General features: G+C 70.9%; 14 protein-coding genes and 2 pseudogenes. 13 read left to right on the top strand and 3 right to left on the bottom strand.

The features are described from left to right. Positions 1–50: 50 nt before the first annotated feature. Positions 51–1,721 carry a methylmalonyl-CoA mutase family protein gene (locus M3Q23_01570; protein MDP9340800.1) on the top strand — a complete coding sequence of 557 codons (1,671 nt, stop codon included), beginning with the start codon at positions 51–53 and terminating at the stop codon, positions 1,719–1,721. Between the two features lie 12 nt (positions 1,722–1,733). On the opposite strand, the gene M3Q23_01565 is transcribed toward M3Q23_01570, so the two are convergent. Continuing rightward, a complete protein-coding gene (locus M3Q23_01565) occupies positions 1,734–3,266 on the bottom strand; it encodes an alkaline phosphatase family protein (protein MDP9340799.1) in 1,533 nt (510 codons plus the stop codon). Between the two features lie 708 nt (positions 3,267–3,974). Here M3Q23_01565 and M3Q23_01560 point away from each other — a divergent pair. Continuing rightward, positions 3,975–4,838: pseudogene (locus M3Q23_01560) on the top strand (alkaline phosphatase family protein). A 388-nt stretch (positions 4,839–5,226) separates the two neighbouring features. Here the strand turns inward: M3Q23_01560 and M3Q23_01555 are convergent. Next, positions 5,227–6,423 carry a peptidoglycan DD-metalloendopeptidase family protein gene (locus M3Q23_01555; GenBank protein MDP9340798.1) on the bottom strand — a complete coding sequence of 399 codons (1,197 nt, stop codon included), beginning with the start codon at positions 6,421–6,423 and terminating at the stop codon, positions 5,227–5,229. Between the two features lie 166 nt (positions 6,424–6,589). Between M3Q23_01555 and M3Q23_01550 the strand changes: the two genes are divergently transcribed. The 5 genes from M3Q23_01550 to M3Q23_01530 all read left to right on the top strand — a co-directional run bounded on the left by M3Q23_01550 (position 6,590) and on the right by M3Q23_01530 (position 10,645). Further along, positions 6,590–7,384, top strand: a complete 795-nt coding sequence (locus M3Q23_01550; GenBank protein ID MDP9340797.1) for a M23 family metallopeptidase — start codon at positions 6,590–6,592, stop codon at positions 7,382–7,384. A gap of 159 nt (positions 7,385–7,543) precedes the next feature. After that, positions 7,544–8,428 (top strand): zinc ABC transporter substrate-binding protein, encoded by an 885-nt coding sequence (locus tag M3Q23_01545; GenBank protein ID MDP9340796.1) that lies wholly within the window; start codon positions 7,544–7,546, stop codon positions 8,426–8,428. After that, a complete protein-coding gene (locus M3Q23_01540) occupies positions 8,425–9,276 on the top strand; it encodes a metal ABC transporter ATP-binding protein (protein MDP9340795.1) in 852 nt (283 codons plus the stop codon). Before M3Q23_01545 ends, M3Q23_01540 begins: the two co-directional genes overlap by 4 nt. Then, a complete protein-coding gene (locus M3Q23_01535) occupies positions 9,273–10,199 on the top strand; it encodes a metal ABC transporter permease (protein ID MDP9340794.1) in 927 nt (308 codons plus the stop codon). Before M3Q23_01540 ends, M3Q23_01535 begins: the two co-directional genes overlap by 4 nt. A 5-nt stretch (positions 10,200–10,204) precedes the next feature. After that, positions 10,205–10,645 carry a transcriptional repressor gene (locus M3Q23_01530; GenBank protein ID MDP9340793.1) on the top strand — a complete coding sequence of 147 codons (441 nt, stop codon included), beginning with the start codon at positions 10,205–10,207 and terminating at the stop codon, positions 10,643–10,645. Here the strand turns inward: M3Q23_01530 and M3Q23_01525 are convergent. Beyond that, positions 10,596–10,781 (bottom strand): annotated as a pseudogene (locus M3Q23_01525) (hypothetical protein). The gene M3Q23_01530 and the pseudogene M3Q23_01525 sit on opposite strands and share 50 nt — an antisense overlap. On the opposite strand from M3Q23_01525, the gene M3Q23_01520 reads away from it, so the two are divergent. The 6 genes from M3Q23_01520 to M3Q23_01495 all read left to right on the top strand — a co-directional run. Next, positions 10,691–11,272, top strand: coding sequence for a hypothetical protein (locus M3Q23_01520; protein ID MDP9340792.1), 582 nt, complete (start codon positions 10,691–10,693; stop codon positions 11,270–11,272). The pseudogene M3Q23_01525 and the gene M3Q23_01520 sit on opposite strands and share 91 nt — an antisense overlap. A gap of 92 nt (positions 11,273–11,364) precedes the next feature. Then, positions 11,365–12,066 (top strand): hypothetical protein, encoded by a 702-nt coding sequence (locus tag M3Q23_01515; GenBank protein ID MDP9340791.1) that lies wholly within the window; start codon positions 11,365–11,367, stop codon positions 12,064–12,066. 7 nt (positions 12,067–12,073) lie between these two features. After that, entirely contained in the window at positions 12,074–14,059 is a 1,986-nt protein-coding gene (locus M3Q23_01510) for a copper resistance protein CopC (GenBank protein ID MDP9340790.1), read from the top strand. A 17-nt stretch (positions 14,060–14,076) separates the two neighbouring features. Continuing rightward, entirely contained in the window at positions 14,077–14,502 is a 426-nt protein-coding gene (locus M3Q23_01505; protein ID MDP9340789.1) for a DUF6130 family protein, read from the top strand. Continuing rightward, positions 14,499–15,770, top strand: coding sequence for an ABC transporter substrate-binding protein (locus M3Q23_01500; protein MDP9340788.1), 1,272 nt, complete (start codon positions 14,499–14,501; stop codon positions 15,768–15,770). Before M3Q23_01505 ends, M3Q23_01500 begins: the two co-directional genes overlap by 4 nt. Further along, on the top strand, positions 15,767–16,507 hold a 741-nt coding region (locus tag M3Q23_01495; GenBank protein ID MDP9340787.1), incomplete at its 3' end, for a hypothetical protein. The genes M3Q23_01500 and M3Q23_01495, both read left to right, overlap by 4 nt.

Raw genomic sequence — 16,507 nt, 5'->3', positions numbered from 1 at the left:
GCTACTCTTGGTCTGGACAGAGGCTTCCTAACGAGACGGGGAGCGAGACGATGACGGACGCCGAGTTCGAACGCGAGCAGGAGCGGTGGCGGGAGGTGTATCACGCCGCCCCGGAGCGGGACGCGGACTTCGAGACGCTGTCGGGTGAGCCGCTGCAGCCGCTGTACACCCCGGCGGACGTCAAGGACCTCGACTACGAACGCGACCTCGGCTACCCGGGGCAGTACCCGTTCACCCGAGGCGTGTACCCCTCCATGTACCGGGGCCGGCTGTGGACCATGCGGCAGTTCGCCGGGTTCGGCACGCCGGAGGAGACCAACCGCCGCTACAAGTTCCTCCTGGCCCAGGGGCAGGGTGGCCTCTCCGTCGCGTTCGACATGCCCACCCTGATGGGCCGCGACTCCGACGACCCTCGCAGCGAGGGCGAGGTGGGGCGGTGCGGCGTGGCCACCGACTCCCTGGCCGATTTCGAGGCGCTGTTCGACGGCATCCCGCTCGGCGAGACCACCACGTCGATGACCATCTCCGGGCCGGCCACCATCCTGTTCGCGTTCTTCCTGGCCGCCGCGGAGAAACAGGGCGTCCCCTGGAAGACCCTCGACGGCACCCTCCAGACGGACATCCTGAAGGAGTACATCGCGCAGAAGGAGTGGATCTTCCCGCCCCGGCCGCACCTCCGCCTGATCGGCGACCTCATCGAGTTCTGCGCGAACGAGGTGCCGAAGTTCCACCCCATCTCCGTGAGCGGGTACCACATCCGCGAGGCCGGCTCGACGGCCGCGCAGGAGCTCGCGTTCACGCTGGCCGACGGGTTCTCCTACGTCGAGCTGGGCCGGGACCGGGGCCTCGACGTCGACCGGTTCTCGCAGGGCCTGTCGTTCTTCTTCAACGCGCACATGGACTTCTTCGAGGAGATCGCGAAGTACCGGGCGGCCCGGCGGATCTGGGCCCGGTGGCTCCGGGAGCGGTACGGCGCTCAACAGGACGAGTCGCTGCGGCTGCGGTTCCACACGCAGACCGCCGGCGTCTCGCTGACCGCGCAGCAGCCGGAGAACAACATCGTGCGAACGGCCATCGAGGCGCTGGCGGCGGTCCTGGGCGGCACGCAGTCGCTGCACACGAACGCGCTCGACGAGGTGCTCGCGCTGCCCACGGAGAAGGCGGCCCAGATCGCCCTTCGGACGCAGCAGATCATCGCCCACGAGACGGGCGTGGCGAACGTGATCGATCCGCTGGGCGGCTCCTACCTCGTGGAGGCGCTGACCGACCGGATGGAGGAGCTGGCGGAGGAGTACTTCGCGAAGATCGACCAGATGGGCAGGGGGTCGATGCTGGAAGGGATGCTGGTGGGCATCGAGCGGGGCTACTTCCAGGGCGAGATCGCCGACGCCGCGTTCCGGGAGCAATCCCTGTACGAGAAGGGCCGGATGGTGAAGGTCGGGGTGAACGAGTTCGTCGACCCGAACGACGAGCCCATCGACACGCTGATCATCGGCCCGGAGACCGAAGGGCGCCAGATCGCCACGGTCAGACGGACCCGGGAAGGACGGGACGGCGAGGCCGCGACCGAAGCGCTGGCGCGGCTGAAGTCCGGGGCGGCGAGCGACGACAACCTGATCCCGCTGCTGGTGGACTGCGCCAGGGCCTACTGCACCGAAGGCGAGATCGTGGACGCGCTCCGCCAGGTGTTCGGCGAGTACACCGAGACCCCACGGTTCTGAAACGCGCTGCGCTCAGCCGCAGGCGAGGTGGGACAGGATCGACGAGGCGAAGGCCGCTTCGAAGACCTTCTGGCCGCCCTGCTTGTAGCCGCTGACGTAGTCGGACACGTTCTCCAGCGTGTGGCCGTTGGCCTGGATCTCTTGCTGGTTGACGTTCAGCCAGATGGGGCGGAGCTTCGGGAACGCCACCACGCCGTCGCCGTCGTTGTCGAAGCGTGAGATCAGCCCCGAGTGCAGCCCGGACTCCCGGATGGGGATTCCGCCGCTCACCGACGGCGCGGCCGTGTGCCCGTGGTCGGCCGTAACCAGCAGCGCCCACTTCCCCGACCCGACCTGCTCGTTCAGGAAGGCGATGAACGAGGCCAGATACGCGTCCTGCACGCCGATGGTGTCGTGCATCTCGCCGCTCGACGCGCTGTACAGGTGGCCGATCTCATCGATGATCTTGTAGTTCAGGAACAGCAGGTCCGGCTTGTCGTGGTGCCCGAACCCCTCCTGGGTGACGACCTTCTGGATCGCCGCGGTCTGGAAGGGGATCCGCGCCGGCGTGTGGAACCCGCCCTGCTGGGCGGCGATGTCGTGGCCCCGCCACCTCCCGTCCGTCTTGCCGTCGGAGCGGTCCGCCACGTCGAAGTAGTGCAGCAGCGGCGGCAGGTCGTTCACGTATCCCGGGAAGCGATAGAAGTCCGCCAGGTCCTGGGGCATGCCCCACCGATGGTGCGAGGTCGCGGAGTCCTCCGACTTGTCCTTCAGGACGGCCAGCGTGCGCGGACCTCCGTTCTGGGTGCCGTGGCCGAGCATGCCGAGATGCCAGTTCAGCGTTCCGCACATCCCCACCTCGGCCTTGTTCCCCATGGCCGCCTGGTACTGCTCGGCCAGGGTGTCGACGAGCATGGCCCCCGGGCCGCGGGACCATGGGTCGGCCAGCTTCCCGTCGGAGAACCGGATGATGTTGTCGACGACCCCGTGTGTCCGCGGGAACGCTCCCGTCCCGATGGTGGCGTGGATGGGGGCGGTGTTCGAGGGATTCGAACCCACCGATGCGTTCTCGTACCAGGTCCCCTTCGGGATGAGGCCCTTGAGGTTGGGCCACATGCGCGGCCACAGGTTCAGGACGTAGCGCCCGCCGGCGTCCCACACCAGAACGACCACCAGCTTCGGCGCGGCCCCCGGCACGATGGCCTCGTCCATGACGGTCCCGTCGGGGGCCTTGAAGTCCGTGAACCCCGCCAGCTTGGCCACGGTGGGGGCGATGTCGGCCGAGGTCACGAAGCGGTTCACCTTGCCCTGGGCCCTGATGACGCCGGGCCCGTACCACAGCACGGGTATGTCCTGCGTGTAGCCCCACGGCGTGGAGTGGCTGATCCCGCCGCTCACGTAGTTGAAGCCGCGGGGAACGATCATGAGCTGGCCGCACCGGTCCGCCCGGTACCCCCGCTGGATGCGGGTCAGGACGTCCTGGGGCAGGGCGCAGGCGGCCTGGGTCCCGGTGATGCCCGGGGCGGCCGCTCCGGCCAGGGCGGGCAGGCGGTTCGCCAGCAGCATGGACAGGGGAACCGAGGCCGCACCCGCCAGGAACGACCTCCGGCTGATGCCCGGGTGTTCGTGAGCTTGCGTTCCGTTCACTGGACCTTCCCCCACCGTGACGGCGAGCCCCGGCGAGGCAAGGCGCCGCCGGCTCGAGGCTGTGAGTTCGAGCACTTTCCTACCAAGTGCCCCATTGGTCAACCCTGGCCGCCGCAGTACCATCGGTGCATGCACGGGGGACGAGCGGACAGTGACCAGGAACGGTTCTGGGAGGCCGCGACCCGATCACCGGTGTCCCGACGGGCGTTCCTGGGCGGCGCGGCGGCATCGGGGCTGGCGGCGCTGCTGGCCGCGTGCACCGGCGGCAGGGTGGGCACCACTTCCAGGCCAACCATCCCCCCGCAGCAGGTCAGCGCCCTGCTCCAGCAGCAGCTTCGGGCGGCGCGGTCGCTTCCCCAGGAGGTCCTGCTGCGGCTTCATCAGGGATACATGGCCGACCGGGCCGGCGAGGTCATCACCGTCCCCATCGGGTTCAACTACTTCGACGGCGGGATCAGCCACACCACGCCCTGGCCCTACACCCAGGACGTGCCCGTGCTGTGGTACGGCCCCGGGATCGTCCCCGCTCGGGGGAAGATCGACCGCCCCGTCACCTCCGCCGACGTGGCGTCCACGCTGGCGAAGCTGGTGGGGTTCACCGGCTTCCAGGCCCCCGACGGTCACGCAATGGACGAGGTCATCGACCCGAGCGCGCCGCAGCCGCAGCTCGTCGTGGTCCTGGTGTGGGACGCCGGTGGGAACTACGTCCTGAACCTGTGGCCGGACTCCTGGCCCCAGCTCAAGGCGCTGCTGCCGAAGAGCACCTGGTACGGGAACGCCACGATCGGCTCGAGCCCCTCCAGCACGGCGCCCATCCACGCCACGATCGGCACGGGTGCGTTCCCGCGCCGCCACGGGATCCTCGACAACTTCGTGCGGTGGCCGGACGGAAGCCTGGCCGACCCGTGGTCCCGGGGACCGTCGGGCCTGCTCACGCCGACCTTCGCCGACCAGTACGCGGCGGCCATGGGGAGCAGGGCCGCCACGGGCCTGTTCGCCACGCTGTCGTGGCATGTGGCGATGCTGGGCCACGGCTCGCAGGCCGATCCGAACGTGCAGCCGGTGGTCGTGCTGCGCGAGAAGGGCGGCGGCGAGGGGGCCGAGGGCATCGCCTGGGGCCTGGGCAACCAGACCGCCCCGTACTACCGGTTCCCGGACTACGTGAACGACCTCCCGCCCATCTCCACGTACTTCCCGGTGGCCGAGAAGGCCGACGGGGTGAAGGACGGGAAGTGGCAGGGCCACGACATCAGCTCCCTGAACTTCGGGTTCAACACCCCGGCCCGGGTCCCGTTCCAGCAGCGCGCCATCGAGGAGGTCATCATCCGGGAGGGGTTCGGCCACCACGACGCGCCGGACCTGTTCTTCATCAACTACAAGCTGATCGACGAGATCGGGCACCTGTTCACGGCGTCCAGCCTGGAGGAACGCGACAGCGTCCGGATCCAGGACGCCAACCTCCCCGTGCTGATCGACTTCCTGAACCGGCAGGTGGGGGAGGGGAAGTGGGTGCTGCTGGTCACCGCCGACCACGGCCACAGCGCCGCCACCACGGTGAGCGGCGCCACCCCCATCAAGGTGAACTCGGTGGACGCCTCGCTGGAGTCTCATTTCCACGCGTCCACGAAGTCGCCGCTGGCCCAGAAGATCCGGCCGGGGTGGACCTACCTGGACCAGGCCAAGCTGAAGGGTCTGGGGCTGGACATGGAGCAGGTGGCGGCGTTCATGCTGGCCCTGGACAAGGAGCAGGTGTCGGCCAGGCCGTCGGACGTGCCCGCCTCGGACCGCACGGACGACGTCATGGCGGCGGCGTTCCCCGCCCAGATGCTCTCCCAGCTGGTCTCCCCCGAGTAGACCGGGGCGAGCCGGCGCCGCAGGCTCAGCAGACCAGGTTCAGGTACGGGTACGGGTCGACGGCGGACCCGATGACGGTGTAGCCGTACACCGAGCGGTACGGGTTGGACGGGATCGCGTTGGGGTGCCACTCGAAATGGAGGTGGGTGGGCCCGCCCTGGGCGTCGCCGGAGTCGCCGACGTAGCCGAGGACGGTTCCGGTGGAGACGTTGCCCATCGTCCCGTAGCTGTCCAGGTGTGCGCCGTACACGTAGCCCTGGCTGCCCCGGAGGATGAAGGCGTTGCCGCCCAGTCCGTTGGGGTCCTCGTACGCGTTGCCCGGGAACGGTGCCACGATCGGCGTTCCCCGGGGAGCCATGATGTCGTTCCCGGCGTGGGGGTGGTAGCCGCCGGCGTATCGGGGCGCCCCGAAGCTGTCGCTGTAGGCGTGCGGACCATATACGGGGCAGCGCTGGAACGGCCCCTTTCCGTTGATGAGCAGCACCCCGGCCGCCGCCGCGGCGGCTCGTGCCGCGGCCACTTGCTCCTGCTTCAGCTTGTGCTGGAGCTTGCCGAGCAGGCTGTTCACCTCGGCGGCCTTGCTGTTGAGGTCGTCGACCAGGGCTTGCTGCTGGTCGTACAGGTGCTGCTGCTCGGCAAACTTCGCGTCGAGCGCCGTCTGGACCTGCTGGTACTCGTTCAGGCTGGCCGCCTGCTGGGCCAGCAGCCCTTCCAGGCCCTGCCGCTTGGTCACCAGGGTGTTGGACTGGTTCTGGACCGAGTTGGCCAGGTCGGCGTCGTTGCGCGACAGCTCGTTCATGAACTCGACCCGGTCGGAGAGCGAGGTCAGCGACTCCGAGCTCAGGAAGAAGGCCAGGTCGCCGGCGGGGCCGGTCTCGTAGGCGTATCGGGCCCGATCGTCCAGGCGGCCCCGGAGCCGCTCGTACCGGGCCTGGGTCCGGGCCAGGTCGGCCCGCGTCTCCATGACCTGGCCCTCGATCTCGCTGTAGCGGGTCTGGACGCGGTCGATCTGTGCGGCCAGGTCGTTCAGCGAGCCCTGGAGCGATTGGAGCAGCGCCCGCTGTTTGTCCAGCTGGTCCCGCTCCGCCGCGATCTGGTTCTCCAGGACACCGAGCCGGGCCTTCTCCTGCTGGATCTGGGACTTGGTGGACTTGACGCCGGCATGGGCGCCGGGGGCGAACGCCCCGGCGAACAGCAGGAATGCGGCGGCGGCGCCTCCCAATCGCTGAAGGCGCAGGCGGAAGCGCGGGCGAGGGCGCCGTGGCGAATGTCCCCGGTCATCCATCATGCCAAGCGAGCCTTCCTACCTGGGCAAACGGACGAAGTCAAGCTTCTGGAACTGTTTGCGGGCCCCGCGCTCCGGGGATACCGAGAGGCACGGGGGGCCCATGAAGCGGTTCGTCCTTCTCTCGATCGTTGCCCTGGTGGCCGCGGGATGCGGCCAGTACGTCGGCGTGCACGCCCAGGCGGCGCTTCCCACCCAGACCGTGGCCCGGCAGGGCCCCGGTGGGGACATACCGGACCCATCGGGGCCGGGAGCGATCCGGGGAGACGCCCGCGTCGTCCAGAAGGCTGCCCACGGGAAGGGTTCGGCCAAGGGGTCGACGAAACAGGGGGCCGGCCATCGGGGGAAGGGCTCGGGCAAGGATTCGGGGTCATCACTCTCCCGTATCGGCAGAACCTTCGCCCTGCGTAACCAGAGGGTGCTGCCGGCCGGGTTTCCCTTCCTGATCTGCCCCGTGATGGGCACCTACGCGTACTCGGACGACTTCGGGGCGCCCCGGTGCACCAGCGGCGACGCCAGCTGCGGCGGATACCACCTGCACATGGGTAACGACCTGCTGTCCGCCCTCGGGACCCCCATCGTGGCGCCGTTCGACGGGAATGCGGTCAACTCGACCAATACCGTGGGCGGGAACGCGGTCTCGGTCTACGGAGCCCAGGGGTACGTCTACAACGCGCACCTCGTGGCGTTCGGGCAGCTCGGGCCGGTGAAGGCCGGGACCGTGGTGGGGTTCGTCGGCAACACGGGCGACGCCACCGGCGGGCCCACCCACGACCACTTCGAGTGGCACCCCAACTCGATGCCCTCGGGTCTGTGGCGCTCGGCCTACGGACAGTCCGAGCTGAACGGCTCGATCGACCCCTACCCCTACCTCCGGGTGGTCTGCCCACCCCGCTAGTCCCCCGATCCTGATCTCGCAGGTCGACGGACCGGTCCCACCTGGATCCCGGAACTTGCTTCCGAGCGCCATCCCGTCATCGACCACGCCGAAGTTGACGTTGAAATTGAAATCGGTTTTCATTTCGGAAGAGTGCGACGGAGAAGGAAGCCCAGAGGTGTGTTCCGGTTCATCGTCCTCGCCGGCGTACTGCTGGTGGCGGGCTGCCTCGCCTCGTGCGGGGGATCGTCGGCCGCGGGTGACCGGATCTCCGTGGTGGCCGCGGAGAACTTCTACGGCGACATCGCCGAGCAGCTGGGCGGCCCCCACGTGAGCGTGACCTCCATCCTGTCGGATCCGAACGCGGATCCCCACCTGTTCGAGCCGGGGACCGCCAACGCCGCGGCGGTAGCGGACGCGCGGGTGGTGATCGTGAACGGCCTGGGGTACGACGCGTTCATGGACCGGCTCCTGTCGGCCTCGCCCAACCCGGACCGGAGGGTGGTCACGATCGCCGACGTGCTCCACATCAGCGGCCCCGGCGCGAACCCGCACATCTGGTACGACGTCCCGCGGGCCCCGGATATGGCGAAGGCCATCGCCGACGCGCTCGGCGCGGCCGATCCCGCGCACCGGAGCACCTTCCAGGATCGCCTGGCCCGGTTCGACCGGTCGCTCGGGCCGCTGCGAACCGCGGTCGACGACCTGCGCTCGGGGAGCGCCGGGACGCCGGTGGCGTACACAGAGCCCGTTCCCGGGTACCTGCTCCAGGCGGCCGGACTGGTGGTGCGGACGCCGCCGGACTTCGCCAGGGCCATCGAGGAAGGGAACGACCCGTCGCCCCAGGCCGTGGCGGCCATGGAGGCGCTGATGCGGGGACGTCAGGTCCGGGTGCTCCTGTACAACAGCCAGGCCACCTCGCCGATCACGAACCGGATGCGGCAGCTGGCGGGGGAGAACGGGATCCCGGTCGTTCCCGTCACGGAGACGTTGCCGTCGGGCCTGTCGTTCCAGCAGTGGCAGCTCGGGCAGGTCCGGGCGCTGGGCAGGGCCTTGGGCGGATGAGCAGCTCCGGGGACACGGCCGTGGTGGAGCTGGAGGGAGCCTCCCTCCGGTACGGCCACCGCTCGCTGTGGGAGCACCTCGACCTCCAGGTCCGGCGGGGGGAGTTCGTGGCCGTGCTGGGGCCGAACGGGGTGGGGAAGACCTCGCTGCTGCGGATCCTGCTGGGACTGTCCGAGCTCAGCGCGGGGATGGTGCGGGTGCTGGGGCGGCCCCCCCGCCGGGGGAGCCCCCTGGTCGGGTACGTTCCCCAGCAGCGCGCGTTCGACCCGGCGCTCCCGTTGCGTGGGCGCGACCTGGTCCACCTTGGACTGGATGGGCACCGGTGGGGATTGGCGCGCCCCGCCACCGGCCACGGCGACCTGGTCGACGCGGCCATCGCCGCGGTGGAGGCCGAGGCGTACGCCGACGCGCCGGTCGGCCTGCTGTCCGGGGGCGAGCAGCAGCGCCTCCGGGTGGCCCAGGCGCTGGTCTCGGATCCCGCCCTGCTGCTGTGCGACGAGCCGCTGCTGTCCCTGGACCTCAGCTATCAGCGGGTGGTGGTCGACCTGCTGGATGGCCGGCGGCGCCGGCACGGGACGACGGTGCTGTTCGTGACCCACGAGATCAACCCGATCCTTCCGGTGGTGGACCGGGTGCTGTACCTGGCGCCGGGGTCGTGGGCGGTGGGCTCGCCCGACGAGGTGCTGACCAGCGAGACGCTGTCCCGGCTGTACGAAACGAACGTCGACGTGCTCCGCATCAGGGGCCGGGTCATCGTGGTGGGAGCTCCCGACGAGCCCGACACGGCGCTGGGGGAACCGGGCCACGCGCACCAGCACGCCCACCGGCACGACGGGGACGACTCGTGAGCTTCACCAGCCTGCTGGGCCAACACTTCGTGCACACGGCGCTGCTGGCGGGAGCGGTGGTGTCGCTGCTGGCCGGGGCGATCGGCGTATTCGTGGTCATCCGGGGCATGAGCTTCGCCGTCCACGCGGTGTCCGAGCTCGGGTTCACCGGAGCGGCCGGCGCGCTGGTGCTGGGTGTGTCCCCGGTCGCGGGGTTGTTCGTGGGATCGCTCACGGTTGGCGCGGTGCTGGGCGTGCTGACGGTCCGGGGCCGGGAGCGCGACGCGGCCATCGGGTCGTTCCTGGCGTTCGGGCTCGGGGTCGGCGTCCTGCTCATCTCGCTGTACCGCGGATACGCCACGGCGGCCACGAACCTGCTGTTCGGCAGCATCGTGGGGGTGAACGACGCCCAGGTGGCGGCCCTGGGCGGCATCGCGGTGCTGGTCCTGGCCGTGCTGGCCTTCGCCTACCGCCCCCTGCTGTTCGCGAGCGTGGACCCGGAGGCCGCCGAGGCCCGGGGCGTGTCCCTGCGCCTCATCTCCATCCTCCTGCTGCTCCTGGTGGCCCTCACCACCGCGGAGGCCATCCAGGTGGTGGGCGTGCTGCTGGTGCTCACGCTGGTGATCACCCCGGCGGCGGCGGCCACCCGCTTGACGGCCCGCCCGCTGCTGTCGGTGGCCCTGAGCATCGCCATCGCGTTCGGTGCGACGGAGGGCGGCATCCTGCTCTCGCTGGTGAAGCCGTGGCCCACCAGCTTCTTCATCAGCGCGATCAGCTTCGCGGTGTACGTGGTGGCCCGGGCTCTGGGGCGGGGTCGAGGGCGGAGCGCGAGCCGGGCCCGGCCGGTGACGGCTCGTCTGGAAGGGCAGGTCCCGGGTCGCCTGCCCTCGGACATCGCTCCCATCGCGGGCGGCGGGGACGAGGCCGGGGGGACGCGCGCATGAGCTCGATGGAACCGGGGCGAGTCCGCCACGCCACCAGGCAGGGCGACGCCATCAACGAGGTCCTGAACGACGTCGCCGAGTTCCGGGCCCCTCAGGAGATCCACGCCGAGCTTCGCCGGCGGGGGCGCCGGGTCGGCCTGACCACCGTGTACCGGCACCTGGCGCTCCTGGCCGACCGAGGGGCCGTGGACGTGCTCCGCACGGCCAGCGGCCAGACCGTGTACCGGCGGTGCGCCGCCGAGTCGCATCACCACCACCTGATCTGCCGGAGCTGCGGCAAGACCGTCGAGTTCGAGGGGCCGGAGGTCGAGCGATGGGCGGAGGCGGTGGCCCGCGCGGCGCGCTTCCACGACGTCTCGCACACCGTGGAGATCTTCGGGACCTGTGACGACTGCGCGGCGGGCCAGGCCCCAAGCCGCCCAGCCGGCCGGGCGGACGGTTCGTAGCGGGTGGCCCCGGTTCTTGTCGGTACCCCGCTGTATCCTGAGCCGGTGCGAAGACGCTCCGCGCTCCGGGGTCTTCCCCTCGCCGGCACGGCGGCGGTGGGGGTCCTGCTGGGCCACTGGCTGGCGTACACGGTCGCCTTCCCGGCAGCCGCGCTCCGGCAGCAGGCGCTCGAGGAGGCCGGCCACTCCTACTGGCTGAAAGCGGTCCGGCTCGCGGTCGTCCTGGCCGTGGCCGGGCTGGCCGTCGTGGTGGGCCGCGTCGCGCGCGATCGGTCCCAGCCGGCGGCCGAGGGCTTCGCGACGGTATCCCGGCGCCTGGCGGCCGTGCAGGTCGCCGCGTTCACCGGCATGGAAGTGGTGGAACGCCTGGTGACCGGCGCCCCGCTGGCGCACATGCTGGACCACCAGGTCTTCTTCCTGGGCCTGGCCGCGCAGGTCGTGGTGGCCTGCGCCGGGGCTTTGTTCCTGCTGTGGTTCGGACGGGCCGCCGCGTCCCTGGTGGAAGCGCTCCGCCCGGACCCGCCGCCCCGCGCCCGAGCCACCGCGCCCCGACCCGCCTCCGCCGCCGTGCGGCTCGTGCCGGCCCTCGCCGGCGCGGGTGGCGTGCGCGGACCTCCTCCTCGGTAACCGACTCGTTCCCCTTCTCCGGCCACATGCGCGCTCGGAACGCCGAGCGCCCGGGCATGAAGGGGTCCACCGAGACGAACGGGAGGTAGCAGGTGAAGAGACTGGCCGCGCTGTCAGCGATCGCGCTGCTGGGCGCGACGACGTTCACCATCCTCTCGGCGGGGCCCGCGTCGGCCCACGTCGTGAAGAGGGTGGGCAACTACATCCTGACCGTCGGCTTCGGGGCGGAGCCCGTCTATGTCGGGCAGCAGAACAGCGTGCAGCTGATCCTGGAGCAGGCGAACGGGAAGCCGGTAACGAACCTCACCGATTCCCTGAAGCTGGAGGTCACGTACCAGAGCCAGAATATCCAGCTGCCCCTGGAGCCGACCTTCGACCCGGACACGGGCCTGGGGACGCCCGGGGACTACCGGGGGTGGTTCTTCCCCACGGCGCCCGGCCCCTACACGTTTCACTTCTTCGGCTCCATCGGGACCCAGAGCATCGACCAGAGCTTCACCTCCGGGCCGACCACGTTCGACGAGGCGACCGACCCCCGTGGTGTGGAGTTCCCCACGAAGCTGCCCACCCTGACCGAGGTCTCGAAGCTGGTGGGACGGCTCGGTCCTCGTGTGGACACCGTGGTCCGGGAGGTGGGCACGCTGACCGCCGAGGTCGACGCCGCGAAGTCGGCGGGGGACTCGGGGAAGACGTTCGGGATCGCCGGCATCGCGGTGGGCATGGTGGGCGTGCTCATCGCCGTGGCCGCGCTGCTCCGGTCCCGGCGGCCGATTCCGCGGGCAGGGGAGGGTTGAGCACGAGATGCGTCGCCGGGCCCTGATCGTCCTGCTGGTCGCGGGGGCGGTGGTCGTCGCCACCGCCTCGGCGGCCGGGGCCCACGCGCTCGTTCGGAGCTCCGACCCGGCGAACGGCGCCATCCTGTCCTCCTCCCCGGGCCAGGTGACCGTCACGTTCACCGAACCGCCGGATCCGAAGCTCTCGTTCATCCACGTGCTGAACGAGCAGGGGCAGCCCGTGGAATCCTCGGCGGCGCGCCCCGTGGCGGACAACGAGCTCCAGTGGGTGGTGTCCGTGCCGAAGGACCTGCCCGACGGCGTCTACACCGTGAGCTGGCGGGCCCTGTCGAAATCGGACGGGCACGTCACGGCGGGGTCGTTCTCGTTCGGAATCGGCGAGGCGCCCACCGCCACGACCGGCCAGCCATCGGTGTCGTCATCCCCGCCGCTCTCGCCCGTGGCGGTGACCGGCCGATGGCTCCTCTACTGGGGCCTGGCCCTGCTCCTGTCCGCCGGGATCGTGGGCATCCTCGCGTCCGGCGTCGGCCCCCCGCCCCGCCGGATCCTGCTGGCCGGGTCATGGGTGGTGGCCGCGGTCGGCCTGGCGGTCATGACGCAGTCCGAGGCGTCGCAGATCGGCGTTTCCATCGGGGCCCTCCTGAACTCCTCGTCCGGGACCAAGCTGATCCTCCAGGCGGTGGGGCTGGTCGGCCTGGGCGGAGCGGTGGGAATGGTGATGTGGCAGCGGAGCCGGGCCACGCTCGCGGTGATGGCGGCGGTTGCCGCCGTCACGATGCTGCTGCACGCCATGGACAGCCACGCGTCGTCCTCGGGGTCTCTGTCCTGGTTCGACGTCGGGGTCCAGTGGATCCATCTGTTGGCGGTGGGCCTGTGGGTGGGCGGACTGGCCTGGCTGGTCCTCGCCACCAGGAAGGTCGAGGGTCCCGAGCGGGCCACGGCCATCCGGCGGTTCTCACAGATGGCCCTGGTGGCGGTCGTGGTGATCGCGGTGACGGGCGTCCAGCGGGCCATCAGCGAGGTCGGCACCACCCGCGTCGTGCACGGGCTCGTCGATACTGGCTTCGGCGTCGCCCTGCTGATCAAGGTGGCCCTGTTCGTGGTGCTGCTGGTGCTGGCGGCCAGGAACCGCTACGTGAACGTGCCGCAGGTCACCGCGGGCACCCGCCGGGTGGGGGCCCTCCGGCGCACCGCGGGAGGCGAGCTGTTCTTGGCGGCGGGGGTGCTGGCGGCGGCGGCCGTCCTGTCGAGCCTCCCGCCCGCCAACCAGGTGAACCTCCAAGGTCCCGGCACGAACCAGGCCGCTCAGCCGCTGGTGGTGACCGGGAACGACTTCGCCACCACCGTGAAGGTCCGGCTCACGGTGACGCCCGGGACGGTGGGGCCGAACACGTTCCAGGCCAGGGTGACGGACTACGACACCGGCCGGCCGGTCGACGCGCGCGGCGTTCAGCTGCGGTTCAGCATGCCGGGACGGCCCGACCTGGGAACGCCCACCCTCGCGCTCGAGCGGGCCGCGGACGGACTGTGGACGGGCCGGGGCACCGTGATCTCGCAGTTCGGCACGTGGGACGCCTCGGTCGTGGTCCAGCGGGCCACCACCGCCACGGAGGTCCCCCTGAAGCTCCAACCGAAGCTTCCCCCGCAGACGGTCTCGGTGGCTGAGGAGAAAGGGCAACCCACTCTGTACACCATCACGCTTCCGCAGGGTGACTCGCTCCAGACCTACATCGATCCGGGGGCGCCGGGGCCGGACGTGGTGCACTTCACGTTCTTCCGGGCCTCGGGCAGCGAGCTCCCCATCGGGAGCGCCACCGCCACCGCGCTCGACCCGTCCGGCCGGCCACTCGACCTGAAGCTCATCCGGTTCGACCGGGGACACTTCGCCGCCAACCTCGAGCTGACGTCGGGGACGTGGACCTTCCTGATCCAGGCCAACCCGTCCGCCGGTAACCCGGTCTCCGGATATTTCAGGCAGACAATCGGAACGTGAGTGGAAAGGAACGAGATGTGAGGAGGCATCGAACCATCCTGCTCACCCTGCTCGTGGTGGCGGCGCTCGTGCTGGCGGGGTGCTCCGGGGGCAAGGCAGCGGCCGGCGGCACCACGCCGGCGGCCCGCCCCAGCAGCCCGGCCAAGCTGACCATCCTGTCGCCGACCAACGGCGAGGTCGTCAAGGGCTCGGTCGTCCACGTGCGCCTGAAGCTCGAGAACGCGAAGATCGTGCAGGCCACCACGACGCACATCACGCCCACCACCGGACACGTCCACCTCTATCTGGACGACAAGGTCATCTCGATGAACTACCAGCTCGACAACACCATCGCGAACGTGAAGCCGGGGAGCCACGTGCTGCGGGTCGAGTTCGTGGCCAGCGACCACCTGCCGTTCGATCCTCGCGTGTTCGAGCAGGTGGCCTTCGAGGTGAAGGCATGAGGCGCGCGCGGCGAGGTGCCAGGGCGGTGTCCGGGGGCCTGGTCCTCGTCCTCGTCTTGGCTCTGGTCGCCTCCGCGTGCTCCCGGGGACAGGACCGGGTCGTCGTCGGCGCCGTCTATCCGCTGTCCGGGTCCCAGGGACCGGGCGGCCTCCAGGAGTACCGGGGCGCGCAGATCGCGGTCGACCTGGTGAACGCCGACGGCGGCGTGGACGGGCGCCAGATCGAGCTCCGCGCGATCGACGTGCCCGGCTCGGACGCCGTGCCGTCGGCGATCTCCTCGCTGAAGCGTGACGGCGTCCAGGTCGTGATCGGCAGCTACGGCAGCACCATCTCCCGTCCCGCCGAGGCCATGGCTGCCCGCAACGGCATGCTGTTCTGGGAGACCGGCGCGGTGGGGGAGATGACCAGGGTCGGGGCCGGACGGCTGGTGTTCCGGGTGGCTCCCTCCGGCCGCCAGCTGGGGCGATCGGCGGTGGCCTTCGTGGCCCGGCGCCTGGCCCCGATGCTGGACAAGGACCCCGGCTCGCTCCGATTCGCCGTGACCGGGGTGGACGACCCCTACGGCCGGGCGGTGTCCGGCGGGGCGGTGGCGGAGATCGAGAGGCTCGGGCTGCACGACGCGGGCCTGTTCCCGTACGACGCGCAGACGCTGGACGCCTCGTCGCTGGTTCGGCGGATCGCCGCGGCTCGCCCGGACGTGCTGTTCGTGGCGGCATATCTCCAGGACGGCGTGGCCATCCGCAAGGCCATCGTGTCCCAGCACGTGCCGCTGGTGGCGAACATCGGCAGCTCGTCGAGCTACTGCATGCCGGCGTTCGGGGCGGCCCTGGGACCCCAGGCGGTGGGCGTGTTCGCTTCCGACAAGCCCGACGCCGAGTACCTCGATCAGGCGGGACTGAGCGGCGAGGCCCGGGACGTGCTCCGGCAGGCCGCCCGGATGTACGAGGACCGCTTCGGCGAGGAGATGGAGGCGCCGGCGCTGGCCGGCTTCGCCGCGGCGTGGGCACTGTTCCACTGGGTCATGCCCCGCGCCTCCGCGATGACGCCGGACGCGGTGGCTGCCGCCGCCCGCGGGATGCACCTGGGAATCGGGGAGCTTCCGAACGGCAGCGGGCTGGCGTTCGGGGCGCCGGGATCGCGCCAGGCCGGGACCAACCTGAACGCGTCCAGCGTGATCTGGGAGTGGACCGGCGTCGACCATCGCGTGGTGGTCTGGCCGCCCCGGTTCGCCCGGTCGTCGATCCAGGCTATCCCCCTTGGCACGTGAAGGCTCGGCATCGCGCCGCGATGGCCGGGGCGGCGCTGGCCGCCGCCTACGTGCTGGCGACCGGGGCGGCCGGGTGGCTGGGCCTGGTGGCCGGTCGTCCGCTGCTGGACGGTTTCGGGCCCCCACCCCCGTACCGGTGGGTGAGCCCCCCGCCTGCCCTCGCCGCCGGGAACCAACCCCCGGCGGCCGGCTCGTTCTCCGTCGACCTGGCGGCGGACGGCTCCGCGGCCGGCGTGTTCAGCACCCCGGACCTCCAGGCCACGCTGATCCTGGAGAAGGGAGCCATCGCGTCGGCCAGCGGTCAGCGCAGCGTCCGGCTGACCATCATCCCGTTCGACCCGGCCTCCTTCGATTCCCCGCCCCGGGGCATGACGATCGTCGGAAACGCCTACCGGTTCCAGGCGGTGTACCGCCCCGACGGGAACCCCGTCGGGAGGTTCGCCGGACCGGCTCGGATCGAGCTCGCGTATCCGGCCACGGCGGGGACGTACCGCCACCGGACGCTGCAATCCGTGCGGGGGACCTCCTGGCGGGCGCTCACCACCACCGACACGGGGGTCCAGCTCCAGACCATCAGCGACGTCACGTCGTTGGGAGTGTTCGCCGTGGGGCAGGTCGGGAAGCCCTCGAGCGGATCCCTGGTGCGCTCCCTTCCCGCCCTCGTGCTGACGGTGCTGGCGGTCGTGGCCTCCGCGTGGTTCGCGATCACCGCCGTCCGGGACCGGGCGCGCCGGTCC

Source organism: Actinomycetota bacterium (genome assembly GCA_030774015.1).
Lineage (GTDB): Bacteria > Actinomycetota > UBA4738 > UBA4738 > JACQTL01 > JALYLZ01.
The sequence above is the reverse complement of the archived record's forward strand: the minus strand, read 5'-3'. Positions and strand labels throughout refer to the sequence as shown.